The following is a 26,127-nucleotide window of genomic DNA, read 5'->3' on the forward strand; positions in this document are numbered from 1 at the left end:
GTGTGAGCCGGCGGCGGCGCGGGCACCGATCCCGCATGCTCATCGTGGTCACCGGGGCGACCGGGAACACCCGCTGTGCCGTCGCAGGACGCCCGCGCGCCGAGGGCGCGTACGGCGGTGCAGGCTCCGCCGTGCCCTGCGTGCCCGCCGTGTCCGGCGTGCACGGCCCACCGAGCGGCGCGGCCCCCGGCGGGCCGGTCGCGGTACGGCGGTGCCCGTGACCGCCGGAGAGGTCCGGGCGCGCCCCGGACCGCCGCCCGCGCTCGCGCTGCTGGCCGCCGCCCACGGCGGGCCCGCCCTGGCCGTCACCGCCATCGCGGGCCTGCTCGCGCTCCGCGGCGCACTGCCCCCGCCGGACGCAGCCACCGTCACCGCCGCGGTGCTCGCCGGCCAGCTCACGATCGGCTGGGGCAACGATCTGCGCGATCTTCCCCGCGACCGCGCCGCCGGCCGCGCCGACAAGCCGCTGGCCACCGGAGAGCTCCCGGTCGGCACGGTGGCGTGTGCCCTGGCCGCGGCCGCGCTCGCCTGCCTCGTGCTGTCCGCGCTCACCGGCTGGCGCGGCGCGCTGGCCAACGTCCTCCTGGTCACCGGCGCGGGCCACGCCTACAACCTCGGCCTGAAAGCGACCCGGTGGTCCTGGGCGCCGTACGCCTGCGCCTTCGGTGCGCTGCCCTCGGTGGTCACCCTCGCCGGCCCGGGAACGGCCTGGGCGCCGGCGTGGGCCACCGGCGCCGGCGCCGCGCTCGGGGTCGGGGCGCACCTGCTCAACACGCTGCCCGACCTCGCCGACGACGAACGCGCCGGGGTGCGCGGCCTGCCGCACCGGATCGGCGAACGCCCCTCGCGCGCCCTGGCCGCCGTGCTGCTGGCCGCGGCCTCGCTGCTCGCCGTGCTCGGCCCCGCGGGAAGTCCTCCCGCCTGGGCGCTCGCCGCCCTGGTCCCGGTGGCCGTCCTCACGGTGCCCGTCCTGACCGCGCGGGGCCGCACCCCCTTCCGGGCCGCGGTGGCCGTCGCCCTGCTCGACGTCGTGCTGCTCGTGGCGGCCGGCTGATGGCGCCGCCGTCCGCGCACTGGGACCTCGCCGTGGTCGGCGCCGGGCCGGCGGGCGCCGCCGCCGCGCTGGGCGCGCTGCGCGCCGATCCCGGCCTGCGCGTCGCCCTCCTGGACCGGGCGGACTTCCCCCGGGACAAGGCGTGCGGAGACGCGGTGGCCCCGCACGCCCTCGACCTCCTCGCCCAGGTCGGCGTCACCGGTCTCGTCCACGACCGGACCCCGGTCGGCCGGATCCGCCTGGGCCGCGGCGGTCTGACCGCCGAGCGGCGGACGGCCCGCCCGGCATGGGTGGTGCCGCGCCGGATCCTCGACGCCCGGCTGGTCGACGCCGCGGTCGCCGCCGGCGCGCACCTCCTGCGGCACCGGGTCCGCGAACTGCGGCAGCACACCGGCGCGGTGGTCCTGGACGGCGAGGTCTCCGCCGCGGCCGTCGTCGGCGCCGACGGCGCCCACTCGGCCGTCCGGCGCTCCCTCGGCCTGCCCCGCGGCCCGATGGCCCTGGCGCTGCGCGGTTACGCCCCGGTCGCCCCCGGGCGGCGCGGAGTGCAGGTCATCGAGTTCGGCACCCGGCACCAGCCGGCGTACGCCTGGTCCTTCGACCGCGGCGACGGCCTCGCGAACGTCGGATACGGCGAGGCCCTCGGCACCGGCCGCACGGCTCCGGCCCGCGCCCGGCTGCTCGAACGGCTCGAGGCGCTGCTGCCCGGGGCGGCCGAGGGAGGGCGGCAGTGGGTCGGGCACCATCTGCCGCTGTCGACCGCGCGCTGGCGCCCTCCGGCCGGCCGGGTGCTGCTCGCGGGCGACGCCGCCGGCCTGGTGAACCCGCTGACCGGCGAGGGCATCTACTACGCGGTGGCCACCGGCATCGCGGCCGGACGCGCGGCGGCCGCGGCCCTGCGCGAGGGGCGGCCCGGCCGGGCGGGGGAGCGTTACGCCCGCGCCACCGGCCGGATCCTGCTGCCCCATCTGCGCCACACCGCCCTGGCCGCCCGTCTCGCCCGCGGCCGCCGCACCGTCGAGGCCGCCCTGCGCGCCTCCGCGGCCGACCAGCGCGTCTTCGACGACCTCGTCGAACTCGGCCTCGCCCGGGGCCGGTTCACCCCCGCCCTCGCGTTCGGCCTCGGCCGGGCGCTCGCCGCATCCGCCCGCCCGACCGGCCGAACCCGGGAGCCAGTATGAGCACGCGCGTCCTCAGCGTTCGCGGCACCCTGCCCGAGCACCGCCACCGGCAGGAGGAGATCACCGAGTCCCTCGTCGCCATGCTGGCCGGCGGCACCGCCGACCGCGGCGTCGTCGAGCGGCTGCACCGCAACGTGTGCGTCGAGACCCGGCACACCGCGCTCCCGCTTCAGGAGTACGCCCGGCTGGGGGACTTCGGCCGGGCGAACGACGCCTTCATCCGGGTCGGCACCGAGCTCGGCGGCCGCGCGGTCGTCGAAGCGCTCAAGGACGCCGGTCTCGCCCCCGCCGACGTCGACTGCATCGTGTCGTGCACGGTGACCGGCCTGGCCGTCCCCTCGCTCGAGGCCCGCGTGGCGGCGGAGATCGGACTGCGCCCCGACGTGGCGCGCCTGCCGCTGGTCGGCCTCGGCTGCGTCGCCGGCGCGGCCGGTCTCGCCCGTCTGCACGACCTGCTGCGCGGCCGGCCGGACGGGGTCGCGGTGCTGATGTCGGTCGAGCTGTGCTCGCTCACCCTCCAGCGCGACGACGCCTCGGTCGCCAACCTCGTGGCCGGAGGCCTGTTCGGGGACGGCGCCGCGGCGGTGGTCGCCGTCGGCCCCGAGCATCCGCTCGCACACTCCGAAGACCCCGCCCAGCCCCTCGTACTGGCCTCGCGCAGCCGCCTCTATCCCGACTCGGAGCGCGCGATGGGCTGGGACGTCGGCCCCGGCGGGCTCAGGATCGTGCTCGACGCCTCGGTCCCCGACCTGGTGCGCCGGTACGTCGGCGGCGACGTCCGCGACTTCCTCGCCGACCACGGTCTGACCGCCGACGACCTCGGCTGGTACGTGGCGCATCCCGGCGGCCCCAAGGTCCTCCGCGCGCTGCAGGACGCGCTCGGGGTCGGGCGGGACGCCCTCGGCGTGACCTGGGACTCGCTGCGCCGGATCGGCAACCTCTCCTCCGCCTCGGTGCTGCACGTCCTGGCGGACACGCTCGCCGAACGCCCGCCCAGGCCCGGTTCCCACGGGTTGATGCTCGCCATGGGACCGGGCTTCTGCTCCGAACTCGTCCTCCTGCGCGCCCCGGGCGGTGCGGAATGAGCGGCGAGCTCCTGTTCACCGTCCTGGTCGCGGCCGTCGGCCTGGAACGGGTCGCCGAACTGGCCGTGTCCCGCCGCAACGCCGCCTGGAGCTTCGCGCGCGGCGGTGTGGAACTCGGGCGGGGGCACTACCCGTTCATGGTGGCGCTGCACACGGGTCTGCTCGCCGGCGCGCTGGTGGAGGTGTGGGCGCGCCGGCCGGAGGTCCTGCCGGTGCTCGCCTGGACCATGCTCGTGCTCGTCGCGGCCTCGCAGGCGCTGCGCTGGTGGTGCATCGCCACCCTGGGCCGGCAGTGGAACACCCGGGTGATCGTCGTGCCCGGCGCCGCGCGGGTGACCGGCGGCCCCTACCGCCGCCTGCCGCACCCGAACTACCTCGCCGTCGTCGTCGAGGGACTGGCCCTGCCGCTGGTCCACTCCGCCTGGATCACGGCGGCCGTCTTCACCGTGCTGAACGCCTTCCTGCTGGCCGCCCGCGTCCGCACCGAGGACGCCGCGCTGGCGCGACTGGCCTGAGATGCCCGGGGGAAGGGCCACCGTGGACCTGCTCGTCGTCGGCGGAGGGCCGGCGGGTCTCGCCACGGCCCTGCACGCGGCCCGGGCGGGACTTGAGGTCACCGTCTTCGAACAGCGCGCCGGCACCGTCGACAAGGCGTGCGGCGAGGGGCTGATGCCGGGGGCCGTCGCCGCCCTGGCCGCGCTCGGAGTGCATCCGGCCGGGAACGCGCTGCGGGGCGTCCGGTACGTGGCCGGGCCCCACCGGGCCCGCGCCCCCTTCCGGGCGGGCCCGGGCCGCGGGGTGCGCCGGACCGTGCTGCACGCGGCGCTGCGCGAGGCGGCGCTGGCGGCGGGCGTACGGATCGAGCACCGCGCCGTGCGCGGCGTCGAGCAGGACGGGCACGGTGTGGCGGCCGGCGGTCTCCGGGCCGCCCACCTCGTCGCGGCCGACGGCCTGCACTCGCCGATCCGCCGGGCACTGGGCCTGGACCGGCCGCACCGCACGCGCCCGCGGTACGGACTGCGGCGCCACTTCGCCCTGGCCCCCTGGAGCGACCACGTCGAGGTGCACTGGGCCCGTGGCGCGGAGGCCTATGTGACCCCGGTGGCCGACGGCCTGGTGGGCGTGGCGGTGCTCACCGGCGACCGAGGGTCCTACGACGACCACCTCGCCGCCTTCCCCGAGCTGCGCGAGCGGCTGGCCGGGGCCCGGCCGGCCGGGCCGGTGCGCGGGGCCGGCCCGCTGCGCCGGAGCGCGAGAGCGCGCACCGCCGGCCGGGTGCTGCTCGTCGGCGACGCCGCCGGCTACGTCGACGCGCTGACCGGAGAGGGCATCGCGCTGGCGCTGGCACAGGCGCCGGCGGCGGTACGGGCGGTCACCGGCGGCGACCTCGCGGCCTACGAACGGGACTGGCGGCGGATCACCCGGCGCTACCGCCGGCTGACCCGCGCACTGCTCGCGGCGACCGGGCCGCCCCCCGCCCGGGCGGCACTGGTCCCCGCGGCGCAGCGGCTGCCGTGGCTGTTCTCCGCCGTCGTCGACGCGCTGGCCCGCCCGGCGGGGGAGTGCGCCCCGGCGGGCGGGCCGTACCCGCCGGACGGGTGAACGCGGTGCCCGCGGGGGCCGGTCCGCCCCTCCGGCGGCGGTCAGCGCCTCCCGACGTCGGAGGCGGCCGCATCCCGGAAGTTGCGGAGGGCGTCGCCGGGAAGCAGATAGCCGGACAGGACGTTGCGCGCGTCGGCGCGGCGCACGGCGGAGACGTAACCGGCGTGCGAGGGATGCAGCCGGTCGAGCCGGGCCCTGTCGAACGGGACGTGGGTGCCGAACAGGATGCAGAAGGTCTCCCCGGAGTTGTCGCCGGTGTTGAGCGCGGTCGGCACCTCGACCTGGGAGAGCCTGATGCCGCCGCGCGCCAGGCCGAGTTCGTCGCGGGCCTTGGTGCCGTCGGGGGCGAACTCCAGCGGAGGCGCGGACGGCGGGCGTACACCGCGCTCGGCCCAGCGCACCAGGTGACCGTAGGCGGCGGCGATCACATGGTGCAGCGGGACCCTGCTGAACGCCGGCCGGTCGCAGGCGTAGGTGGGCGCGGAGCCGAGGTCGCGCTCGAGGACCGGCCGGCGGTATTCCTGGCCGTGCCAGCCGGAGTGCGCGCTGCCGGCGACCTCCCAGCGCCGGTAGCGGTCGTCGTCGGCACGCCGTTGCGGGGTGCGCACGTCGGTCTCCGACAGCACGTGGAACACCGGTTCGGCGCCCTTCCGGGACGGCGCGGTGCCGACGATGTGGGCGTAGGCGTCGAAGACGGGCTCCGTCCGGGGCAGGACGCGGTCGTAGTAGACCGTCATCCGCGCGGCGGACTGCGACGCCCCGACGCCCAGCACCGTCTCGGCCCGGAGCGGGCCGAGGAGGGCGGCGCCCTCGCGGCTCCGCAGGGCCTTGGCGGCCTGCGCGAACACGTCGTAGGACAGCTCGTCGGCGGTGAAGCGGCCCCGGCCGGTGACGTCGAGCTTCCCGTAGCGGGCGGGGCTCCAGCCGCGCAGTCGGTCCACACCGACCCGCTGGGCGGAGACGCCGACCCAGGCGTACCCCCCGCGCATGATCTGCTCGGGGGACCACAGGGCGTCCAGGTCGTACCCGGCCGAGACGTTCTGCCACTCGGTCAGGACCGTGCCGTTGAAGTCCCCGGGGTCGGCGGGGCGGCGGACGATGACGCGGGTGGTGTACGGCACGTCGGAGGCGAGGAGTTCACCGGTGGTGCTGTATCCGTCGGCCTCACCGGACAGGTAGAACTCCTCCTCCACGTATCCGGCGGCGGCCAGGTCGGTGACGGTGGACATCCACGGGTGGGTGTCCTCCACCTCCGGGGCCGACGGGTCGCCGGGGGCCGTACCGGCGATGGGCCCCTGGACGACCGGTGTGCCGACCGCCGCTCCGCTTGCCGCCCCGGCCGCCGCTCCGGTCGCCGCCGGGGCGGGCGGCGGGGCGGCCTCGGCCGCTCCCGTGGCCAGGGCCGCGGCGACCAGAGCCGCCGATAAGATCCGCGACGTTCTGCGCCATGTGCTCATATGCGTCCGGCTCCTCTTCCCGGGCGGGGCCGTATGCCCGCCCGTCCCCGAAGAGGATGGCCGGTGCGGGGCCGGGGCCCATCGGCCGAATCACCGGTCCTGACGGCGACCGCTCACCGCCCCCGGGGCGGGACGGACTGCGGGCGGCGGCCCGCGCGGCCGTTCCGGCTACTTCGGGTCGCGGTCGAACAGGGACTTGGACCAGAAGTAGCCGAGCGTGGTCAGGCCCAGGCACCAGGCGACGGCGAGCGGGCCGTTGTGGCCGATCCCGGTGCCGAGCAGCAGGCCGCGCAGGGTCTCGATGGCCGGCGTGAACGGCTGGTACTCGGCGATCGGCCGGAGCCAGCCCGGCATCGCTTCGACGGGGACGAAGGCGCTGGAGACGAGCGGCAGGACGATCAGCGGCAGCGCGTTGTTGCTGGCCGCCTCGGCGTTCGGGCTGACCATGCCCAACCCGACGGCGATCCAGGTGAGTGCCAGGGCGACCAGCACGAGCAGCCCGAACGCCGCCAGCCACTCCAGGGCGGTGGCGTTCTCGGCCCGGAAACCGATGGCCACGGCGACGGCACCGACCAGGACCACGCCGGCGACCGACTGCAGCACACTGCCGACGACGCGTCCGACGAGCACGGAACCGCGGTGGATCGCCATCGTGCGGAAGCGGGCGGTGATGCCCTCGGACATGTCCATGGACACGGACACCGCGGTGCCGATCGTGGCGCTGCCGACGGTCATCAGCAGCAGGCCCGGCACGAGGTAGGCCAGGTACGCGGAGCGGTCGGCCCCGCCGCCTCCGATGCCCGCGCTCATCACCTCGCCGAAGACGTGGACGAACAGCAGCAGCAGGACGATCGGTGTGAGAAGGAGGTTCAGCGTCAGGGACGGGTAGCGCCGCACGTGCAGCAGGTTGCGGCGCAGCATCGTGGACGAGTCGCGCACGGCGAGGGACAGGGAGCTCATCGGACGGCCTCCTCGGAGGGCTGGTCGGTGCCGCCGGTCAGGGCGAAGAACACGTCGTCGAGGTCGGGGGTGTGCACGGTCAGTTCGTCGGCCTCGATGCCGGCCGAGTCCAGCCGGTCGAGGATGGAGCGCAGCTCGCGCTGGGTGCCGTCGCCGGGTATGGACAGCGCGAGGGCCTCGTCGTCGCGGGCGGCATCGCGCAGGGCGCCGGCGGCGGACCGGTAGGCGGCCGGGTCGGTGAACCGCAGGCGGACATGGCCGCCGGGTACCAGCCGCTTCAGCTCGCCGGGGCTTCCCTCGGCGGCGATCCCGCCGTCGTGCAGCACGGCGACGCGGTCGGCGAGTTCGTCGGCCTCCTCCAGGTACTGGGTGGTGAGGAAGACGGTGGTGCCGCCGGAGACCAGCTCGCGGACGATCTGCCACATGTTGTGACGGGAGCGGGGGTCGAGGCCGGTGGTCGGCTCGTCGAGGAAGATGATCCGCGGGCCGCCGACGAGCGTCATGGCGATGTCGAGGCGGCGCCTCATACCGCCGGAGTAGGTGGAGGCGGGCTTCTTCGCGGCGTCGGTGAGGCCGAAGCGTTCCAGCAGTTCGGCGGTGACCCGCCGCCCCTCGCGCCTGGGCAGGTGGTGCAGGTCGGCCATGAGGAGCATGTTCTCCTCACCGGTGATCAGGCCGTCGACGGCGGAGAACTGCCCGGTGACGCCGATCGCGGCGCGCACGGCCTGCGGTGATGTGGCGATGTCGTGGCCCGCGACCTGGGCCCGGCCGCCGTCGGCGCCGATGAGGGTGGAGAGGATCTTGACGGCGGTGGTCTTGCCGGCGCCGTTGGGCCCCAGCAGCGCGAACACCGAGCCGGCCGGGATGTGCAGATCGATGCCGTCGAGGACGGCCTTGTCACCGTAGGACTTGCGCAGCCCGACGGCGGAGACGGCGGCGGGAGGCCGGGGGCCGCCGCTCGAATTGGACGTGGACATGACAGATGAAGGCATGGAGTCCTCCCTTTCGGGGACTGAGGCGGTGAAGGGGGCGAGGCGGTGAAGCGGCGGAGGGCGGGCGAGCCCGCGGGGCCGGGGCTCAGACCCGGGCGCGGCGGATGTCGATGTTGCCGTAGCGGGTCCGGGCGTGGACCTCGACGGTGTCCTCGCTCTCCTCCGGGGCCTCGGAGGCGGTGAGCGTGTTGCGTACCTGCCCCCGGCCGGAGCTGACGTCGAGCCAGGCGGCGGTGCCCTCGCGGACACCGACCTCGATGGCGCCGTAGGAGGTCTCCAACCGCACCGTTCCGCGGGCGACTTCGGCGACGCGCAGGGTGCCGTGGGCGGTGGTGGCGACGACCGGCCCCTCGGCGCGTGTGATGTCGATGTCGCCGTTGGCGCCGCTGACCCGCAACTCGCCGGTCGCGGTGCCGACGGTCGTGGTGCCGTGCGAGTTCTTCAGGACGGCGGGACCGTGGACGGCGCCGACGCGCAGGCTGCCGGAGCTGGTGGTGATCTCGGCCGGTCCCTCGACCCGGTCGACGGTGATCGAGCCGTGTGAGGCCGTCAGCTTCAGCGGGCCGGTCGCGTCGAGGCGGACGTCGCCGGACGAGGTCTTCACCCGGACCTCGCCGAGCCGGCCCTCGCCGAGCACCTGGGCCCAGGCGCCGGTCAGGTCGACGTGCGAGTCCGCGGGCAGTTCGACCGTCACATCGACGATGCCGGTGCGCCCGACGAGGTGCCGCCGCCTGGGCGTCCTGACGGTCAGGGCGCCGCTCGCGTACGTGACCTCGGTCTGGTCGGCCGCCCGTACGTCCTGTTCCCGCTTCGGGTCGCGGGGCCGCACCTCGACGACGGTGTCGAGGCGGTCGCCGGCGGTGAACCGGATGGATCCGGCCTCCACGTGCGCCGTGGCCGAGATCGGTTCGGGTGTGTCGAAAGAAGGCATGGCTGTCCCGTCCTCCTGGGTCTTCGGGGCGTCCCCGCTGGTGGGACGTGGTGTGGGTGAAGTGATGCGGGCGCGCGGGGTGCGGGGTGAGGGGCGCGGGTTAGCGCACCCAGCCCGTGTAGCTCTGCCCGATGGTCTGGGTCCTCTCCGCCGGGCGGGGACGGCCGCCACCGTCGAGCGCGGCCGACACGGCGCGCACCAGCCACGCGTTGACCGACAGGCCCTCGCGACTCGCGGCCTCCTCGGCGCGGGCCTTGAGATGGGCCGGCAGGCGCAGGTTGACGCGGGCGGTGCCGCCCTCCTCGCCGTCGGCCGGGGCCGGTGCCGCGATCGGTTCGGCGGGTGCGGAGGGCCCGGCCGGGGCGCCGCCGGCGGGCGGCGGCGTCACCACGAAGTCGGGGTCGAGCCCGCGCAGCCGTACGTCGACCGAACCGGGGGCGAGTTCGCGGGTGATCTCGTTCATCGCGGCGGAGAGCACGTTGAGCATGGTCAGCCGGGCCGCCGACTCCAGGGGGGCGGTGAGCCTCTCGGCCAGCTCGCGGGCTTCGCCGCCGCCGGCCTCGGCGGCCACCGCCAGTTCGCGGCGGAGGGTGTCGACATACGGAGTGAGGTCCATGGCGCTATAGTGGCACCATGTGGTGCCATATGCAAGCCCGGATGGCGCCTTGCGTGGGCGGGGTGCAGGGATAACGCTCTGATCTGCGAGAACGCCAGGAGTTCGGCCTGGGTGGTCGCGGCTCCATGGGTCCCCGTGCAGCCTTGAGGGTGTTGAGTGGCGCTGCCTGGCACCTGATGGCGTCAGATGGTGCCAACGGGTGCCGTTATGGCTCCTCCTTGTCGCCCGGCCCCGTCGGCGCGGACCCGCCTCCACCGGAGCGGGCGGACATGTGCTCGGGGTGCGGAGGCGCGGGGACCGGCGGCCGCGTGCGCTCCCGGCCCCCTTCGCGGGATGGAGGACGGGGGTGAAGGAGCTGGTTAAGAGGCAACGAGGGAAAGGGTTAAATCTGATAGCTTCCGGGCGGAGGTGACAGGCGTGCCCACCGAGGAAGAGCTGTTCGCGTCCGTCGACGCCCTGCTGGAGGAGGAGCCGCAACTGCCGCCCCCGGCGGAGCGGGCCCGCCTGCGGGAGGCCGCCGGAATCACCCAGGCCCGTCTGGCCCAGGCGATGAAGTCGACGCTGCAGACGGTGAAGAACTGGGAGAACGGGCGCGCGGAGCCGAGGCCGCCCCGGCTGCAGGCGTACCAGCGGCTGCTGGAGGGCTGGGCCGCGAAGTACCCCGGGCCCGACGCTTCCTCGCCCCCGTCCGCGCCGGCGCCGGAGACGCCGGCCGCGGCCCCCGCCTCCCGGCGGCCGGCCGCCGCGCCCGCCTCGCCCCCGGCCGGGCCGGAACCCGCCGCCGCACCCGATGCGGAGCGGCCTGCCGCGCCTGCCGCGCCCGCCTCCCCTCCCGCGCCGCCAAGCCGCCCGGCACGCGAGCGGCCGATGCCGGACATCGCAGGCGCTCCCTACCGGCACGGCCCGCTGGCCGTCCTGGACGGCGACGGCATCGCATACGGCGCGCAGGGCATCCTCCTGGAGTGCCCGGCCACGACCATCCCCGAGCTGGTGGAGTGGACGCTGGCCGAATCCGGCCTGGGCGCGCCCCGACTGCACCGCGCGGGCAAGGACTCCGACCCGCTGATCGTGCTCACCGCCTCCGCGGCGGTGAGGCTCGGCCTGCCCGAGCGCCTGGAAGGACACGAGGCCCGCCGCACCCTGCGCCTGCCCGACGACCACCCGGTGGTCAAGCAGCTCGCCAAGGCGCGGTGGAAGCTCACCAAACGCGGCTTCGGCCCCTGGGCCCGCGTCTACCGCCCCGCGCAGGGCGGGCAGCGGCAGTGCGTACAGCTGGCCGTCCTGCCCTGGGACGCGCTCGACGCGCGGGCCTGGCCCGGTGCCGCCGGCCTGCCCCCGGCCCGGCTCGCCGACGCGCTGGGCCTCTACGCCGCCCGGGTCATCACCCCGCGCGGCTCGACGGCCGTGACCGGGCTGGAGCTGATGACCGCCCTGCGCCCGCCCACCCGGGCCGTACGGGACGCCGGAAGCGGCGCCTGGGTCCCAGGCCGCAACCCCGGGTCGCTCGGCACCGAACCGGTCGACCCCGCCCCGCCCGAGGCGCCCGCCGGGCACCCCGTCGCCCAGGGCTGGGAGGGAGGGTTCCTGGACGAGGAGGTCTACCAGTGGGTCCGCGACGTCGGCCTGCTGTCGGACGCCGAGTGCCTGCTGCCCTTCGCGGTCGGCCTGGACATCAACACCGCGTTCCTGGCCGCCGCCGCCCGCCTCGCCGTCGGCCTGTCCGGCCCCGAGCACGTCACCCGCCCGGTGTTCGACAAGAAGATCCCCGGCTGCTGGTACGTGGACCTGTCCCACATCGACCTCGACCCGCGCCTGCCCTCCCCCTTCACCCCCACCGGCGAGCGCCCCACCGGACCGGCCTGGTACGCCACCCCCACCGTCGCCTACGCCCAGGAACTGGGATACGACGTCCGGCCCGCCGAGGCGTACCTGCGCCGGGAGACCGGCGCGTACCTCGACCCCTGGCACGACCGGCTCAAGGCCGCCTACCTCGACACCCTCGCCGACCTCGGTGTCACCAAGGACCTCACCGACACCGCCTTCCTCGCCGCGATGGAACGCCACAGGCAGGCCGACCCGGCGCTGGCCATGGTCCTCACCGCGATCAAGGCCACCGTCAAGGGCGGCATCGGCAAGCTCCGCGAGCGCCCCCAGGGACGCCACCACCGGGACGGGGAGCGCTGGCCCGCCCTGGAACGCCCGACCTGGCGCCCCGACATCCGCGCGGCCGTCATCTCCAGGGCCCGCGTCAACATGCACCGCAAGATGCTCAGGACCGCCGAGGCGACCGGCCTGTACCCCCTGGCCGTCCTGTCCGACTGCGTGGTCTACCCCAGCCCCGGCGAATCGCCGCTGGACTTCCTGCCCTACACCGCCTCCGGCAAGCCCCTGCCCGGCTCCTTCCGCCTCGGCCCCAGCCCGGGCCTGTGCAAGGTCGAGGGCGTGGCGCAGCTGGCCTGGGCGGTCGACCTGATGGAGCAGGGCTACAACCCCGCCCGCCACATCAAGGACGGCGTCGACGCCGTCCTGGACGAAGGAGAGTGACCCGTGGGCGAGATCGACGACGCCCTCGAGCGCGCCGAGGCGGAGGCGTTCACCCGCAACCCGCCCAAGTCCCTCCAGGCCCGGATCAACTTCCTGCTGAGCAAGCTCAAGACCACCCGGGCCGTCGCCGAGGAACTCGGCGTCAGCCAGCGCTCGGTGGAGCGCTACCGCCGGGGCGACCGCAAGAGGCCGCCCCGGCACATCGCCGACCGCATCGACGCCGCCGTCCGCGCCCGCTGGCAGCCCCTGGTGCGCAAGCGCCGCCGCCGCGAGGCCGCCACCACCGGCGGCATCACCATCGAGACCCGCGCCCGGTTCGGCTACTCCGCCCCCATCGGCTCCACCGACGACCCCCGTCTGCGCCGCCTGACCGTCCACCTCCCCCCGGCCTACGCCGACCGCCTCTTCGCTGCCCGGCAGCAGGGGGCCGGTGACCAGCAGCTGCGCGACATCGTCGCCGAAGGCCTTCAGGAGGAGTACTTCCGCGACGGCGGCCGCCGCGCCGACCGCCTCGAAGTCGCCCTCACCGACATCGACTACATCGACGTGTCCTTCTGAGCGCCGGGCCCGGCCCGCCGCCGTCGCGGCGGGCCGGGGTCCCGCCGGTCAGGCGCCGACGTAGGACGCGAGATGCTCGCCGGTGAGGGTGGAGCGGGAGGCGACGAGGTCGGCGGGCGTCCCCTCGAAGACGACCCGGCCGCCGTCGTGTCCGGCGCCGGGGCCGAGGTCGATGATCCAGTCGGCGTGCGCCATGACCGCCTGGTGGTGCTCGACGACGATGACGCTCTTCCCGGAGTCCACCAGCCGGTCCAGCAGGCCGAGCAGCTGCTCGACGTCGGCGAGGTGGAGGCCGGTGGTCGGCTCGTCGAGGATGTAGACGCCGCTCTTCTCGCCCATGTGCGTGGCCAGCTTCAGCCGCTGCCGCTCGCCGCCGGACAGCGTGGTGAGCGGCTGGCCGAGGGTGAGGTAACCGAGTCCGACGTCGACGAGCCGGCCGAGGATCCGGTGCGCGGCCGGGGTGCGCGCCTCGCCGGTGCCGAAGAACTCCTCGGCCTCGGCCACCGGCATCGCGAGCACCTCGCTGATGTCGCGGCCGCCGAGGCGGTGTTCCAGCACCGACGCCTGGAACCGCCTCCCCTCGCACTCCTCGCAGACGGTGGCGACACCGGCCATCACCGCCAGGTCGGTGTAGACGACGCCGGCGCCGTTGCAGGTGGGGCAGGCCCCCGAGGAGTTGGCGCTGAACAGCGCGGGTTTGACTCCGCCTGCCTTGGCGAACGCCTTGCGGATCGGGTCGAGCAGACCGGTGTAGGTGGCCGGGTTGCTCCGCCTGGAGCCGCGGATGGGCGTCTGGTCGACGCAGACCACGCCGGTGCCGTCGGCCTTCGACCGCTGGAGCAGCGACCCGTGCACCAGCGAGCTCTTGCCGGAGCCCGCCACGCCGGTGACCACGCAGAGCACCCCGAGCGGGATGTCGACGTCGACGTTCCGCAGGTTGTGCGCCGTCGCGCCGCGGATCTCCAGGGTGCCGGCGGGCTTGCGCACCGCCTCCTTGAGGGCGGCCCGGTCGTCGAGGTGGCGGCCGGTGGGGGTGTCCGCGGCCCGCAGACCCTCGACGGTGCCCTCGAAGCAGACGGTGCCGCCCGCCGTACCGGCACCGGGGCCGATGTCGACGACGTGGTCGGCGATGGCGATCGTCTCCGGCTTGTGCTCCACGACGAGGACGGTGTTGCCCTTGTCGCGCAGGCGCAGCAGAAGGTTGTTCATCCGCTGGATGTCGTGCGGGTGGAGGCCGACGGTGGGCTCGTCGAAGACGTAGGTGACGTCGGTGAGCGAGGAGCCGAGGTGGCGGATCATCTTCACCCGCTGCGCCTCGCCGCCCGACAGCGTGCCCGACGGCCGGTCGAGCGAGAGGTAGCCCAGCCCGATCTCCACGAACGAGTCGAGCGACCGCTGCAGGGAGACGAGCAGCGGCGCCACCGAGGGTTCGTCGAGGCCGCGGACCCACTCGGCCAGGTCGCGGATCTCCATCGCGCAGGCGTCGGCGATGGAGATCCCCTCGATCTTCGACGAACGGGCCTGCTCGCTGAGCCTGCTGCCGCCGCACTCGGGGCACTCGGTGAAGGTGACCGCCCGGTCCACGAAGGCCCGTATGTGCGGCTGCATCGACTCCCGGTCCTTGGAGAGGAACGACTTCTGGATCTTCGGGATCAGCCCCTCGTAGGTGAGGTTGACGCCGTTGACCTTCACCTTGGTCGGCTCGCGGTACAGGAAGTCGTGGCGCTCCCTCTCGGTGTACTCGCGGATCGGTTTGCCCGGGTCGAAGAAGCCCGACTCGGTGATGACCCGCACCACCCAGCCGTCCCCGGTGTAGGTGGGGATGGTGAACGGGTCCTCGGAGAGCGACTTGGAGTCGTCGTAGAGCTGGGTGAGATCGATGTCGGAGACCGCGCCCCGGCCTTCGCAGCGCGTGCACATGCCGCCGGTGCGGCTGAAGGTCACCTTCTCGGTCCTGGTCCTGTCGGCGCCGCGGTCGACCGTGAACCCGCCGCTCGCCGAGACCGAGGCGACGTTGAAGGAGAACGCGGCGGGCGGGCCGATGTACGGCCGTCCGAGCCGGCTGAAGAGGATGCGCAGCATCGCGTTGGCGTCGGTGGCGGTGCCGACGGTGGAGCGGGGGTCGCTGCCCATCCGCTGCTGGTCGACGATGATCGCGGTCGTCAGCCCCTCGAGCACGTCGACCTCGGGCCGGGCCGGCGTGGGCATGAAGCCCTGGACGAAGGTGCTGTAGGTCTCGTTGATCAGCCGCTGCGACTCGGCGGCGATCGTGTCGAACACCAGTGAGCTCTTGCCCGAGCCGGAGACCCCGGTGAACACCGTAAGCCGGCGCTTCGGGATCTCGATGCTGACGTCCTTGAGGTTGTTCACGCGTGCGCCGTGCACGCGGATCAGGTCGTGGCTGTCGGCGGCGTGCGGCTCGGGCGCACGCCTGTCCGTCCCCCTGGCCATGCTCATCGTCTCTCCGTATCCGTCGGGCGGGGCCTTCTTCGCGGCCCTTCGGTGTCGCCCGGTCCTGTCCGGCCCGTCTCGGGCACGTACGTTCTGGTCTCTATCGTCGGCGCTGTCGCGCCAGGCCCACGGGACCGGGGGTCACCGTCCGCGGGGCTGGGCGAAGCGCGGCATCCCCTCGAACGCGACGTCGTCGCGCACCTCCCGGCCGAGGAAGTCCCGGTGGAAGGCGAGCGCCTCGCCGTGGTCGTCGGCGGCGTTGAGGCACTGCGAGAGTTCGATGTCCATGGGCCTCACGCTACGGACGGGAAGCGGGTTTCGCTTCTCCGTTCCTGACCGGTCGCGTGTGGATCTTGGCGATGCAGGCCGGTACGGCGGCCCCCTCGTCGTGCCGTCGGGCCCGGTAGGCGCTCGGGCTCTCGCCGACCAGCTCGGTGAAGCGCGAGCTGAACGACCCCAGCGAGGTGCAGCCGACCGCGAGGCAGACCTCCGTCACCGACATGTCCCCCCGCCGCAGCAGCGCCTTGGCCCGCTCGATCCTGCGCGTCATCAGGTAGCTGTACGGCGTCTCCCCGAAGGCGGCGCGGAAGCTGCGGGAGAAGTGCCCCGGCGACATGAGGGCGGCGCGCGCCAGGGCCGGGACGTCGAGCGGCTCCGCGTAGTCGCGGTCCATCAGGTCACGGGCCCGGCGCAGCCGGACGAGATCCTCCAACGTCACACGACCACCATCCCACGGCACCGGGCATCACCGGCACTGTTTCCGGCACGCGGCGGAGCGGACCCCGGCGACGCCGAGGCCGCCGCGGAGCAGCAGCACCGCCGCCCGCTCGGTCCTGCGCGCCGTCAGGTACGCGTACGGCGACCGGCCGTAGGCCAGGCGGAACTGACGGGCGAGGTGCCCGGCGGGCATGTCCGCATCGCGGGCGAGCACCTCGACGTCCAGCGGCAGCGCGTACTCCCGGTCGATCCGGTCGCGGACGCGGCGCAGTCGCGCGAGGTCCTCCAGGCGCCGGGCCTGGGCGAGTGCGCGCCCCCACGCGGGGTGGCACATGGGAGAACTCCCTTCGTCGGCGGCCGGGCGCCGGCCGCCGCGGCCGTCACGGCCGTCACGGCCGGAGCGGCGCCCGGCCGGAACGGCGGATCGGCGGCTCAGCGGAGTTCCTGGATGCGGACCAGGTTGCCCGCGGGGTCGCGGAAGGCGCAGTCTCGGACGCCGTACGGCTGCTCGACCGGCTCCTGGACGACCTCGGCGCCTTTGGCCTGCACCTTCTCGAAAGTGCCGTCGAGGTCCGGGGTGGCCAGCAGGATCCAGCCGTAGGTGCCCTTGGCCATCATCTCGGCGATGGTGCGGCGCTCGTCCTCGGTGATCCCGGGGTCGGTGGCCGGCGGCGCCAGGAGGATGGACGTGCCGGACCGGCCGGCGGGGCCGACGCTGATCCAGCGCATCCTGCCCTGCCCGACGTCGCTGCGGACCTCGAACCCGAGGACGTCGCGGTAGAACGCCAGGGACGCGTCCGGGTCGTCGTGCGGGAGGAAGGTCGTGTGAATGGTGATGTCCATGAAGGCCACGCTAGAAGCACTACGCGGTCCGCGCTTCTCCGTTCCTGACCGGTCTCCCGGCCGGTCCGGCTCACCCGGCGGGCAGGGCCTCCCTCATCGCCTGCGCGGTGGCGGTCGGGTCGTAGCCCTCGGGGACACCCTCGACCAGGATGATGTCGCCGGCGATGTGGCGGGACCGCAGCGGCGCGATCTCCCGGTAGGCAGGTGAGTCCCACCAGGCGCGCGCCTCGGCGATCCCGGGGAAGGCGATCACCACGACGTGCCCGGGCCAGCTCCCCTCCTTCACCTCGTGCTGCGCGGCGTGCACGAGGAAGCGGCCGCCGTACGGCTCGAAGGTGGCGGGGATGCGCTCGATGTACTCGGCGATCTCCGGGTGCGGGGCGGCTTCCCGCAGATGGGCTATGGCGTAGGCGGGCACGATGATTCCTTCCGGCCGGCGGGGCTGCGTACGCGGGTGATCCTGGCATCCGGACGCGCCGGAGGCGATTACCCCTCAGGTCATCGCCTCCGGCGCACGGCGCGGTCGTGGGTGACCAAGGACGGTCGCGGTGGCCTGCCGGCGGGTGAGGCGGGTGATCAGGTCGACGACGGCGCGCCGCGTTCGTGGTCCGGGGCGCCGGTGGACTCGTCGACCAGGAGGACGGTGGGGCCGTTCGTCAGGGCACGGACGATGTTGACGCGCTGACGCCGGCCGCCGGAGAGCCGGTGGCGGAGGTGGTGCTCGGGGCGATGACGGTGGCCGTCGTCCCGTCGGCCCCGCCCGGCCCGTCGTGAAACACGCCGAGGAAGGCGAGCATGCCGATGGCCGCGACCGCGGACGCCGCAGTGAGGCCCGGTTCCGGGACAGGGCCGGATCGAGGGATCGGGGAACCGGCTGGGCGAGCCGGGGGAAGGGCGTCGGCGCCGAGGCCGTTGAGCGCGGCCCGGCACCGAGCGGAGACGGGAGGGGCTGTGGCGCAGGCGCGGGAAGCGACGGCCGTCCGCCCCGACGCCGGGCAACGGGTGCCGGGAGACGGCTCGTGCGGGCTCGTCCATGCGGGCCGGAAAATCCCGCACGGCGATGTCGAGAACCCGCGGCCGGCTCCGTCCCCGGGGTGAACGCGGCCACAATGGGCCGCACCAGCACCGAGGAGAGACACGATGGCCAAGTACCTGCTGCTCAAGCACTACCGCGGCGCCCCGGCCCCGGTCAACGACGTGCCCATGGACCAGTGGAAGCCGGAGGAGATCTCGGCCCACGTGAAGTACATGCAGGACTTCGCGGCCCGGCTGGAGGAGACCGGCGAGTTCGTCGACGCCCAGGCGCTCTCCCCGGAGGGGACGTTCGTCCGGTACGACGGCGAGGGCCGCCCGCCCGTCACCGACGGCCCGTTCGCCGAGACCAAGGACCTCATCGCCGGCTGGATGGTGATCGACGTCGACAGCCACGAGCGCGCCGTCGAGCTGGCCGGAGAACTGTCGGCCGCCCCCGGGGCGGGCGGCAGGCCGATCCACGAGTGGCTCGAGGTGCGCCCGTTCCTGACCGCGCCGCCCACCATCACGGAGTGACCCCGATGGACGAGGCACTGCTCCGGAGTCTCACGCCGAGCGTGCTCGCGATCCTCGGCCGCCGCGGAGCCGACTTCGCGGCGGCCGAGGACGCCGTGCAGGAAGCACTCCTGGAGGCGCTCCGCGTCTGGCCGGACCGCCGGCCGCGGGACCCCAAGGGCTGGCTGGTCACCGTGGCCTGGCGCAAGTTCCTCGACGCGGCCCGGGCGGAGACCGCCCGCCGCCGGCGCGAGGAGCGCGTCGAGGAGGAGCCGGCGCCCGGGCCCGCGCCCGCGGTGGACGACACCCTCCAGCTCTACTTCCTGTGCGCCCACCCGTCGCTGACACCGTCGTCCGCGGTCGCGCTCACGCTGCGCGCCGTCGGGGGACTGACCACCCGCCAGATCGCCCGGGCCTACCTGGTGCCCGAGGCGACCATGGCGCAGAGGATCAGCCGGGCCAAGCGCACCGTGGCCGGCGTACGCCTGGACCGGCCCGGCGACGTCGCCACCGTGCTGCGCGTCCTCTACCTGGTCTTCAACGAGGGGTACTCCGGCGACGTCGACCTCGCGGCCGAGGCCATCCGGCTCACCCGGCAGCTCGCGGCCGCCGTCGACCACCCGGAGGCGGCGGGGCTGCTCGCCCTCATGCTGCTCCACCACGCCCGGCGCGCCGCCCGGACCGCGCCCGACGGCAGCCTGGTGCCGCTCGCCGAGCAGGACCGCGGCAGGTGGGACACCGGGCTGATCGCCGAGGGCATCGGGATCCTGCAGGCGGCGCTCGCCCGCGACCGGCTGGGAGAGTTCCAGGCACAGGCCGCCATCGCGGCGCTGCACGCGGACGCGCCCACCGTCGAGGAGACCGACTGGGTGCAGATCGTCGAGTGGTACGACGAGCTCGTGCGCCTGACCGACAGCCCGGTCGCCAAGCTCAACCGCGCGGTGGCCGTCGGCGAGGCCGACGGACCGCGTGCCGGCCTGGCGGCGCTCGCGGCGCTGGAGGACTCCTCCCGGAGCGCTTCGGGCAGGGGCCGCCCCGTGCCCCGTCACGCCGCGGTGGCGGCGTACCTCCACGAGCGCGACGGCGACCTCGCGACGGCGGCGCGGCTGTACGCCGAAGCGGCCGACAAGGCCCCCAACCTCGCCGAGCGCGACCACCTGACGCGCCGGGCCGCCCGGCTCAACGCCCGCAGGCACCGCTGACCGCGCCACCGCCGACGGCAGCGCCGGCAGCACCGCCGGCAGGGCCGCGCCCGGACCTGCCCGGGGCACCCGGCGTGTCCGCGGTGTCCCGCCACCGGCTGCCCGGCACCGCCGTCGGGTGCCCCGCGCCGCGCGAGGCGGTGGCCCGCGTCCCCGGCCCTGGGCCATCATGTGCCGGATGACGATTCCTTCACCGGACGAGGTAGGGGCCGCGCGTACCCCGGCGGGCGGCTGGCGGCGGGAGCAGCTCGCCGCCTGGGGTGTGCCCTGGCCGCCCCCGGCGGGCTGGAAGCAGCGTCTGGCCGACCAGTGGCACGCCGCCCGGCAAGCTCCGCACCGGGACACCACTCCCTCGGCATCCGGTGGGGGAGAGGAGCCCGCGGCCGCACCCGGCACCGGTGTGGTCCGGGTGCCGGGGCCCGAGCCCGACTGGCAGCCCGCGGCCGTCCCGCCGTACCACGTGGGCAACAACCCCGTCTCCCAGGTGAGCCCGTGGCAGTACGCGGCGAGCTTCTACCGGATCGTCGCCGGGCTGACACCGTCGCTGGAAGCGGTCGCGGCCCGGCTGCGCCTGGAAGTGGAGCGCACCTGGGAGGAGCTGGGCGAGGTGGATGTGGCCCTGTTCCGCATCCAGGGCGCGGAGTTCGCCCTCAGCCGCTTCGTGCACCACGAGGAGCCCCGCCTGTTCGTGTGGCTGAACCGCTCGCAGCGCGATGTCGAAGCGGCCCTGGACATCCTGCTCGGCGCGCTCGGGGTGGGCCGCGAGGCCGTGGCCTTCATCGAGGACCAGATGGCGGACCGGTCCGGCTGACTCCTCCGTCCCGTCGCACCCGCAAGGGCCTTCTGCGCCGGCGGTCGCACCCACCGGGCGCTCCCGGTGCCACCGCCTGGCACCCGCCGCCAGGCCTCCGGCCTCACGGCTCCGCACCCACCTGGCAGCCGGGGTCCGGGCAGCGCGCCTCGGCCGAAGCGGCTCCCCACGCGCCCGCGCACAGCGCCCGTTCGACCGTGTCCAGGTAGACGGCGGCAGCCAGCCAGGCCCGGGCGAAGCGGCCGGTGTCGGCAGGCAGCAGGCGGCCGAAGGCGTCGCGGGAGCGGTCCGCGGCGGCGGCGTGGAGGCCGTCGAGGAGATCGGCCGCCGTGGTGAGGCCGATGCGGCGCAGACGGGTGCTGTCGCCCGGCCCGCTCCCCGCGAAGGCGAGGACGCGGCGGCCTCCCGACACCGCCTGGTGGACGCGGCGGCGCAGCAGGTGCAGCGGGGCGGTGGCGTCGCGGTCCCCGGCGGGGGCGGCCGGAGGCTGTGGCGCGACCGCCCCGGCGGGCAGGTCCGCGTGCTGGAGGCGGTCCAGGCCGAGGTCCACCCGGGCGGCGGGGTCGGTGGGGTGCTCGGCGGCGAGCAGCAGGGCGCGGGGGAGCGGTCCGGGCACCAGGCGCGCGATGATCCGCAGCCTGCTGCCTCCGGCGGCGGCGAGCAGGCGGAGGTTGTCGCGGCAGGGGAGCGCGGGATCGTCGTGGGCGGCGGCCAGCCGCAGGGGAAGGCCCGCACAGTCGGCCAGCAGGCAGTCGCCCGCCGTCTCCCGCACCGTGCCCGTGACGGTCACCTCCAGGAACAGCAGGTCCTGTCCGCCGTTCAGCGCCCGGGCCACCTGCTCGGCGGCGGGCACGGCCCACAGCCGGTCCAGCGGCTCGCCGCGCCAGGCGGCGCCGGAGGCGCGGACCGCCCGCACTCCGGCCCCCGCGCCCAGACGGCCCGTCGGGGAGACGGTGGCGCCGGACACCGCCAGCCCCGCACGCGAGAGCTCACGATGGGTCAGGGCGGTGTCGCCGATCCGTACGGCCAGGTCGGCGGCGCCGGTCGCCCGGGCGGGCCCGCCCGGCGCCACGTCCGACACCGTGTACAGGCGTCCGTCCGCGTCGGCGGTCCAGGTGACCGCGCCCGCGTAGCCGGTCGCCGTGAGGACGGGCTCGCAGAAGAGGCCGTACAGGCGCAGCGAGCCGTCCGGGCGGTACGGCTGCCGGGCCGTACCGCGCAGTTCGGCCAGGTCCGGGCCGGTGGCGTGCGGGAGGCGGTGGGCGGTGCCCAGGACGCCGGTCAGGGCGCCGGCGAGATCGGCGAGACGGTATCCGGGGTCTGCGGAGCGGGCCGAGCGTACCCCGGTGACCACGGAGACCGCCGTGGCACAGGCCCGTGGGAGACCGGCGAGGCGGGCGGTGTGCGCGGCGCGCAGGAGCTCCGCCTGGAGTACCGCGCCGGCGCCGTCCGTGCCGGCTTCCAGGACGGCGGCGGCCGCGTCGAACACCGCCCGTGCGGCGGCGCGCTGCCCGGCGGTGGCGGCCTCCGCCTCCTCCGGTTGCCCTTCCTCTTCCCGGGCCTCTCCGGTCTTGGCGGCCTCTCCGGTCTTGGCGGGCTCGGCGGGCTCCGGGGCCGGGGTCTCGTCGGCGACCGGCGCGGCCGAGGCCGCCGCCGCGCGGTGCAGGCAGTCGGGGGCCAGCAGGCATCCGCAGCGGATCGCGTCCGCACCGGTCACCGTTCCACCGGGCGCGTGCAGTACGACGTCGGTCTCGTCGTCGACGGCGATCCGCACGGTGTCGCCCTCACGGACGGCCGGGCGTGCCGCGAGCTTGGCGACGCCCGCGTCCAGCCGCCTGCGGAGCCGGGGCGGGAGCGCTTCGACGAGTTCTGCGGTGACGGACGGGGCGACAGGGGGCAGGTTCTGGCTCAAGCGATCTTCTCCCCTATCCAGCGGGCGAGTTCGAGTGGACTGAGGGCGGCGACGGGCATGCCGGCGTCGACGAGCCGGCCGGCGACCGACGTGGAGTAGCGGGGCCGGCCGGTGTCGTCGAGACTCGCGCAGCCCAGGACGTGGCAGCCGGCTCCGACCAGTGCGCGGACCTCTGCGAGCAGGCCGCCGAGCGGATGGCCCTCCTCGAAGTCGCTGACGACCACGACGAGGGTGCGCGAGGGCACGGTGACCAGCTCGCGCGCGTGCCGCAGCCCCGCGGCGATGTGGGTGCCGCCGCCCACGCTGACCTCCAGCAGCAGCGACAGCGGGTCGTCCACGTGCCCGGTGAGGTCGATGACCTCGGTGGAGAACGCCAGGAAGTGGGTGGAGAGCGTCGGCACCCCGGCCAGTACCGAGGCGGTCAGCGCGGCCCACACCGTGGACGCCTCCATGGACCCCGACACGTCCGTGACCAGGATCAGCCGCCAGTCGGCGGCCCGCCGCCCCCGGGCGCGGAAGACCGGGCGCTCGGGGATCACCCGCACCGTGCCGTCCGGGCCGCGGCGGGCCGTCGCCAGGTTGGCCCGCAGCGTACGGGGCAGGTCCAGGCCGCCGCCGGGGCGTCTGCTGGGGCGCGGCAGGGCCGTGCCGTGCAGGGCGGGGCGCAGCCGGGTGGCCAGTTGCCGGGTCAGCGCGTCGACCAGCCGCCGCACCAGCGGGCGCAGCGCGGCCAGCCGGGCCTCGGGCAGTCCGCCCGCGTGCCGCAGCACGGTGCGCAGCAGGTCCACCGAGGGCCGTACGCTGTCCGCGTCCAGCTCGGCCAGGACATCCCTGCGGCCCGACGCGGCGGCCGCCGCCAGCACCTCCTCCCGGATGCCCGGCCCGAACAGCGCGGCCAGCTCCTCGGACCACTCCCGCACCCCGGGATAAGGGGCTTCCCGCCCGCCGCCCCCTCCCGGGCCGGTGAGTTCGCCCCGGCTGCCCTCACCGCGGCCGCCGCCGTACAGCTCGTCCAGCGCGGTCGCCAGCGGTGCGGCGGACGGCGCAAGCCGGTCGGTGCGGCGGCCCAGCAGGAGGCGCCAGCGGTCGGCGGGGGCGAGGAGGAGTTCCCCGGCCGGGGGCACGGCGGGTGCGGCGGTCCCGGTGGCGCCCGGCGTCGTGGCGCCCGGTGCGGGCCCGGCGGCGTCCTTCGGGAGGCCCTCTGCCGGATCCCCGGCCGGCGCGGGCAGCAGCCCCATCGAGCGCAGCGTCTCGCGGGCCGCGAGGTCCGCTCCGGCCCAGGCGGCGAGGGCGGCCGGGTCGGCGCCGCCCGTGTCGGCGACGTGCGCGGTGCCCAGGCGCTCCTCGACGGCCGCGAGGAGACGGTCGCGTGCCGCTGGGCTGAGGGTGTCGAAGCCACCGCGCAGCGCGGGGAGCCGGTCGAGGAACGCCCGGTCGGGCAGCTCGGCGACCCGGGCGAGCAAGGGCTCCAGGGCGGGCGGTGCCGCCTCCAGCAGCGGGCCCGCGGCGGTCAGCAGCCCGCTGAGCCGTGCGGTGAGCGCGGCGCGGGAGTCGGGGTCGGTGGCCCCGTCGACCCAGGAGGCCACGCGGTCGCCGAGGGCCTGTGCGTCCTCGTGCCCGAGCAGGACGCGCACGGCTCCGGCGGCGCCGCGCATCAGGGGGGAGCCGTCGGCGGACAGGCGGGCCAGGGCGTCGGAGAGCCGGATGCCGCCCAACAGGTCGGCCCGGGAGGAGAGTTCGAGCAGGGCGCGGGCGTCGGCCGGGTCCTCGGACCCGGTCAGGCCGTCCACCTGCCGCACCGCCGCCGCCGTGAGCGGTTCCGCGGCGGCGGCCGCCCGCGCCCCACGGCCCGCCTCGGCGCCGAGTCCCGGGACATGGCCGGCCCGCAGCCGGTCCAGCAGGGCCAGGCCGGCCAGCAGCTCCGGCAGGGTACCGGCCCGGGGCAGGATGTCGGCGACCTCGCCGAGCCGTTCGTCCGCAAGCCCGGCCAGACCGCACTCCGCCGCCTGCCGGAGTCCTTCGAGGACCTGCGCGGCCGTCGGCCCGCCCTCGTCGTGCTCCAGGCGCCGCCGTTCGCGCAGCACGCCTTCGGCGGCCTGCGCGGGGGTGACTCCGCGTACGCCGGCCGCGGTCAGCATGGCGTCCGTGGCCGGTGTCCAGCGCACCTCCCAGCGGGAGGTGAGGGCCTCGGCGCCGCCCGCGCCGACGACCCCCCTGGGCTCCCCGTAGGGCACCCCGCACACCGCCAGGCGGCGCAGCAGCAGCTCACGGCGGCGGTCGAGGTCGGAGCGCAGCGGGTCCAGCCGCATGTCCCGCGAGGGGCCGGGGCCGCCGGCCCGGGGGCCGGGCAGACCCAGCCGGGCGGCCTCGGCCTCGACCGCGGGCGCCAGGCCGCTGCGCGGCGCCCGCGGGGCGGGACGCCCGCCGCGCGTGCCGACGAGCACCCGCTCCATCGCCCGCGCCACGGCCCGCCCCCGCCCGTACGGCTCGCCCTGCGCGAGCACCGTCTGCACGGCCTCGACCAGTTCACCGCGGCCCGCCGCGGGCAGGCCGCGCAGCCGGGCGAGGTCCGAGGCCAGTCGGCTGATCTCGCGTGCGTCGGCGGGGCCCGAGGGGTGCCCCAGGCTCCGCAGTTCGGCGCAGACGCGTACGGCCGCCCGTGTCAGGGCCTCCTCCAGCGCGGCCGGATCGCCCGCCGCGCGCAGGACCATGTCCTGCCACTCCGGATCCCGGATGCCCGCCGGGTAACCGGACCGCTCGTCGAGGAGGGCGTAGGTGTAGGGGATCAGGGAGGTGGTCCAGGCGGGCCGCCGCGCACCGGCGTCCGTTCCGGCTCCCTCCCCGGCGCCTTCCGCACCGGTGCCTTCCCTCTCCGCGCTCCCTTCCCCGGTGCCCCCTTCGGCCTCCCGGCCCGCGAGTGCCGGGGCGTGGAACGCGCCCACCACCACGGCGGCCCGCTCCCCGTGCGAGGTGGCCTCGGCCAGCCGGGCCCGCATCCAGCGCTCGCGCCGCAGGTCCAGCTCCGGTACGCCGCCCGAGGCGGCCGCGTCCTCGCGCAGCGCCCATCCGGTGAGCAGGGCGGCCCGGCGCAGGGCCTCGGGCGGGGACCCGGGGGCGGCCGCCTCCACGAGCCGGTCCCACAGGTCGTCGCCCGCGCGGCCCGTCAGCCCGGCCCGCAGAGCGGCGGCGAGGCCGGGGCCGCCGGCCCGCCCGCCCGCGGCAGGCCGGCCCTCGCTCCACGCGCGGTCGGCGAGCGGCAGATCGCAGGCGACCACCGGCACACCGCGCCGGACGGCCCAGCGCACGGCGGCCAGTTCGGGCGAGAAGTCGGCGAACGGGTAGAACGCCGGGCCCCCGCCGCCGTCCGCCGGGGCGGCGGCCAGCGCCACCGGGGCCCGCGTCTCCTCGTGCCCCAGCCAGGGCAGCCACGGCTGCATCTCGGCGGGCAGCTCGACGAGCAGCACCTCCGGCTCCGCCTCGTCCAGCAGCGCGGGCACGGCGGCGGCCAGGGAGGGCGCGTGGTGCCGTACGCCGACGAGGTAGGGCGCGGAAGCGCCGGTGAGGGCGGCGATCGCCTCCTCGGGCGAGACCGGTGCGGAGGGGCCGACCGCGGCAGGGGAGGCCGGGGCGGGGGAGAGGGCCGCGGCGGGGGAGGCCGCGGCGGCCCCGTGGGAGAGGGACACG

The 26,127-nt window shown here is 75.9% G+C and carries 23 protein-coding genes and 1 pseudogene; 10 read left to right on the forward strand and 14 right to left on the reverse strand.

Going from position 1 to position 26,127, the window contains the following annotated elements; translation table 11 throughout:
* Positions 1–217: 217 nt before the first annotated feature.
* The 5 genes from QPK52_RS25290 to QPK52_RS25310 are packed head-to-tail and all read left to right on the forward strand — an operon-like array spanning position 218 to position 4,922.
* On the forward strand, positions 218–1,054 hold the full coding sequence (locus QPK52_RS25290; RefSeq protein WP_410539785.1) for a UbiA family prenyltransferase: 837 nt from the start codon (positions 218–220) through the stop codon (positions 1,052–1,054).
* Complete coding sequence (locus QPK52_RS25295; protein WP_410539786.1) at positions 1,054–2,235, forward strand: NAD(P)/FAD-dependent oxidoreductase; 1,182 nt, start codon at positions 1,054–1,056, stop codon at positions 2,233–2,235. Before QPK52_RS25290 ends, QPK52_RS25295 begins: the two co-directional genes overlap by 1 nt.
* Positions 2,232–3,320 carry a type III polyketide synthase gene (locus QPK52_RS25300; protein ID WP_410539787.1) on the forward strand — a complete coding sequence of 363 codons (1,089 nt, stop codon included), beginning with the start codon at positions 2,232–2,234 and terminating at the stop codon, positions 3,318–3,320. Before QPK52_RS25295 ends, QPK52_RS25300 begins: the two co-directional genes overlap by 4 nt.
* Complete coding sequence (locus QPK52_RS25305) at positions 3,317–3,835, forward strand: isoprenylcysteine carboxyl methyltransferase family protein (RefSeq protein ID WP_410539788.1); 519 nt, start codon at positions 3,317–3,319, stop codon at positions 3,833–3,835. The genes QPK52_RS25300 and QPK52_RS25305 overlap by 4 nt, the downstream gene beginning before the upstream one ends.
* Before the next feature lie 22 nt (positions 3,836–3,857).
* The gene (locus QPK52_RS25310) at positions 3,858–4,922 is read left to right on the forward strand and encodes an FAD-dependent oxidoreductase (RefSeq protein ID WP_410539789.1); all 1,065 of its coding nucleotides are present in this window, start codon (positions 3,858–3,860) and stop codon (positions 4,920–4,922) included.
* A 41-nt stretch (positions 4,923–4,963) separates the two neighbouring features.
* Here QPK52_RS25310 and QPK52_RS25315 read toward each other — a convergent pair whose 3' ends face one another.
* The 5 genes from QPK52_RS25315 to QPK52_RS25335 form a co-directional block, all read right to left on the reverse strand.
* Positions 4,964–6,379: an alpha/beta hydrolase domain-containing protein gene (locus QPK52_RS25315; protein WP_410539790.1), complete on the reverse strand. Its 1,416-nt coding sequence runs from the start codon at positions 6,377–6,379 to the stop codon at positions 4,964–4,966.
* Between the two features lie 168 nt (positions 6,380–6,547).
* Positions 6,548–7,339 carry an ABC transporter permease gene (locus tag QPK52_RS25320; RefSeq protein ID WP_410539791.1) on the reverse strand — a complete coding sequence of 264 codons (792 nt, stop codon included), beginning with the start codon at positions 7,337–7,339 and terminating at the stop codon, positions 6,548–6,550.
* On the reverse strand, positions 7,336–8,331 hold the full coding sequence (locus QPK52_RS25325; RefSeq protein ID WP_410539792.1) for an ATP-binding cassette domain-containing protein: 996 nt from the start codon (positions 8,329–8,331) through the stop codon (positions 7,336–7,338). The genes QPK52_RS25320 and QPK52_RS25325 overlap by 4 nt, the downstream gene beginning before the upstream one ends.
* Before the next feature lie 85 nt (positions 8,332–8,416).
* The gene (locus tag QPK52_RS25330; protein ID WP_410539793.1) at positions 8,417–9,262 is read right to left on the reverse strand and encodes a DUF4097 family beta strand repeat-containing protein; all 846 of its coding nucleotides are present in this window, start codon (positions 9,260–9,262) and stop codon (positions 8,417–8,419) included.
* 100 nt (positions 9,263–9,362) lie between these two features.
* Positions 9,363–9,878, reverse strand: coding sequence for a toxin-antitoxin system HicB family antitoxin (locus QPK52_RS25335; protein ID WP_410539794.1), 516 nt, complete (start codon positions 9,876–9,878; stop codon positions 9,363–9,365).
* Positions 9,879–10,295: 417 nt separating this feature from the next.
* Between QPK52_RS25335 and tap the strand changes: the two genes are divergently transcribed.
* Together tap and tpg are read left to right on the forward strand one after the other, a co-directional pair.
* Complete coding sequence (gene tap, locus QPK52_RS25340) at positions 10,296–12,422, forward strand: telomere-associated protein Tap (protein WP_410539795.1); 2,127 nt, start codon at positions 10,296–10,298, stop codon at positions 12,420–12,422.
* A 3-nt stretch (positions 12,423–12,425) separates the two neighbouring features.
* Entirely contained in the window at positions 12,426–12,980 is a 555-nt protein-coding gene (gene tpg / locus QPK52_RS25345; RefSeq protein ID WP_410539796.1) for a telomere-protecting terminal protein Tpg, read from the forward strand.
* Positions 12,981–13,028: 48 nt separating this feature from the next.
* Here tpg and QPK52_RS25350 read toward each other — a convergent pair whose 3' ends face one another.
* The 7 genes and pseudogenes from QPK52_RS25350 to QPK52_RS25380 all read right to left on the reverse strand — a co-directional run.
* Positions 13,029–15,437 (reverse strand): ATP-binding cassette domain-containing protein, encoded by a 2,409-nt coding sequence (locus QPK52_RS25350; protein WP_410539797.1) that lies wholly within the window; start codon positions 15,435–15,437, stop codon positions 13,029–13,031.
* Positions 15,438–15,572: 135 nt separating this feature from the next.
* The gene (locus tag QPK52_RS25355; RefSeq protein WP_410539798.1) at positions 15,573–15,719 is read right to left on the reverse strand and encodes a hypothetical protein; all 147 of its coding nucleotides are present in this window, start codon (positions 15,717–15,719) and stop codon (positions 15,573–15,575) included.
* Positions 15,720–15,729: 10 nt separating this feature from the next.
* Complete coding sequence (locus tag QPK52_RS25360) at positions 15,730–16,149, reverse strand: helix-turn-helix domain-containing protein (protein WP_410539799.1); 420 nt, start codon at positions 16,147–16,149, stop codon at positions 15,730–15,732.
* A gap of 27 nt (positions 16,150–16,176) precedes the next feature.
* Positions 16,177–16,482, reverse strand: coding sequence for a helix-turn-helix domain-containing protein (locus QPK52_RS25365; protein WP_410539800.1), 306 nt, complete (start codon positions 16,480–16,482; stop codon positions 16,177–16,179).
* A 98-nt stretch (positions 16,483–16,580) separates the two neighbouring features.
* Positions 16,581–16,991, reverse strand: coding sequence for a VOC family protein (locus QPK52_RS25370; protein WP_410539801.1), 411 nt, complete (start codon positions 16,989–16,991; stop codon positions 16,581–16,583).
* Between the two features lie 70 nt (positions 16,992–17,061).
* Entirely contained in the window at positions 17,062–17,409 is a 348-nt protein-coding gene (locus QPK52_RS25375) for a DUF1330 domain-containing protein (RefSeq protein ID WP_410539802.1), read from the reverse strand.
* A 98-nt stretch (positions 17,410–17,507) separates the two neighbouring features.
* A pseudogene (locus QPK52_RS25380) lies at positions 17,508–17,699 on the reverse strand (ATP-binding cassette domain-containing protein); the annotation flags it as partial.
* A 432-nt stretch (positions 17,700–18,131) separates the two neighbouring features.
* Here QPK52_RS25380 and QPK52_RS25385 point away from each other — a divergent pair.
* The 3 genes from QPK52_RS25385 to QPK52_RS25395 all read left to right on the forward strand — a co-directional run bounded on the left by QPK52_RS25385 (position 18,132) and on the right by QPK52_RS25395 (position 20,531).
* Complete coding sequence (locus tag QPK52_RS25385; RefSeq protein WP_410539803.1) at positions 18,132–18,539, forward strand: YciI family protein; 408 nt, start codon at positions 18,132–18,134, stop codon at positions 18,537–18,539.
* A gap of 5 nt (positions 18,540–18,544) precedes the next feature.
* Positions 18,545–19,720 carry an RNA polymerase sigma factor gene (locus QPK52_RS25390; protein WP_410540477.1) on the forward strand — a complete coding sequence of 392 codons (1,176 nt, stop codon included), beginning with the start codon at positions 18,545–18,547 and terminating at the stop codon, positions 19,718–19,720.
* Positions 19,721–19,898: 178 nt separating this feature from the next.
* On the forward strand, positions 19,899–20,531 hold the full coding sequence (locus QPK52_RS25395) for a hypothetical protein (protein ID WP_410539804.1): 633 nt from the start codon (positions 19,899–19,901) through the stop codon (positions 20,529–20,531).
* A 103-nt stretch (positions 20,532–20,634) separates the two neighbouring features.
* On the opposite strand, the gene QPK52_RS25400 is transcribed toward QPK52_RS25395, so the two are convergent.
* Together QPK52_RS25400 and QPK52_RS25405 are read right to left on the reverse strand one after the other, a co-directional pair.
* The gene (locus QPK52_RS25400) at positions 20,635–22,443 is read right to left on the reverse strand and encodes a hypothetical protein (RefSeq protein ID WP_410539805.1); all 1,809 of its coding nucleotides are present in this window, start codon (positions 22,441–22,443) and stop codon (positions 20,635–20,637) included.
* Positions 22,440–26,126: a DUF5682 family protein gene (locus tag QPK52_RS25405; RefSeq protein WP_410539806.1), complete on the reverse strand. Its 3,687-nt coding sequence runs from the start codon at positions 26,124–26,126 to the stop codon at positions 22,440–22,442. The genes QPK52_RS25400 and QPK52_RS25405 overlap by 4 nt, the downstream gene beginning before the upstream one ends.
* Position 26,127 lies beyond the last annotated feature (1 nt).

This window comes from Streptomyces sp. KL2 (assembly GCF_046529545.1).
In the GTDB taxonomy this organism is placed as follows: domain Bacteria; phylum Actinomycetota; class Actinomycetes; order Streptomycetales; family Streptomycetaceae; genus Streptomyces; species Streptomyces radiopugnans.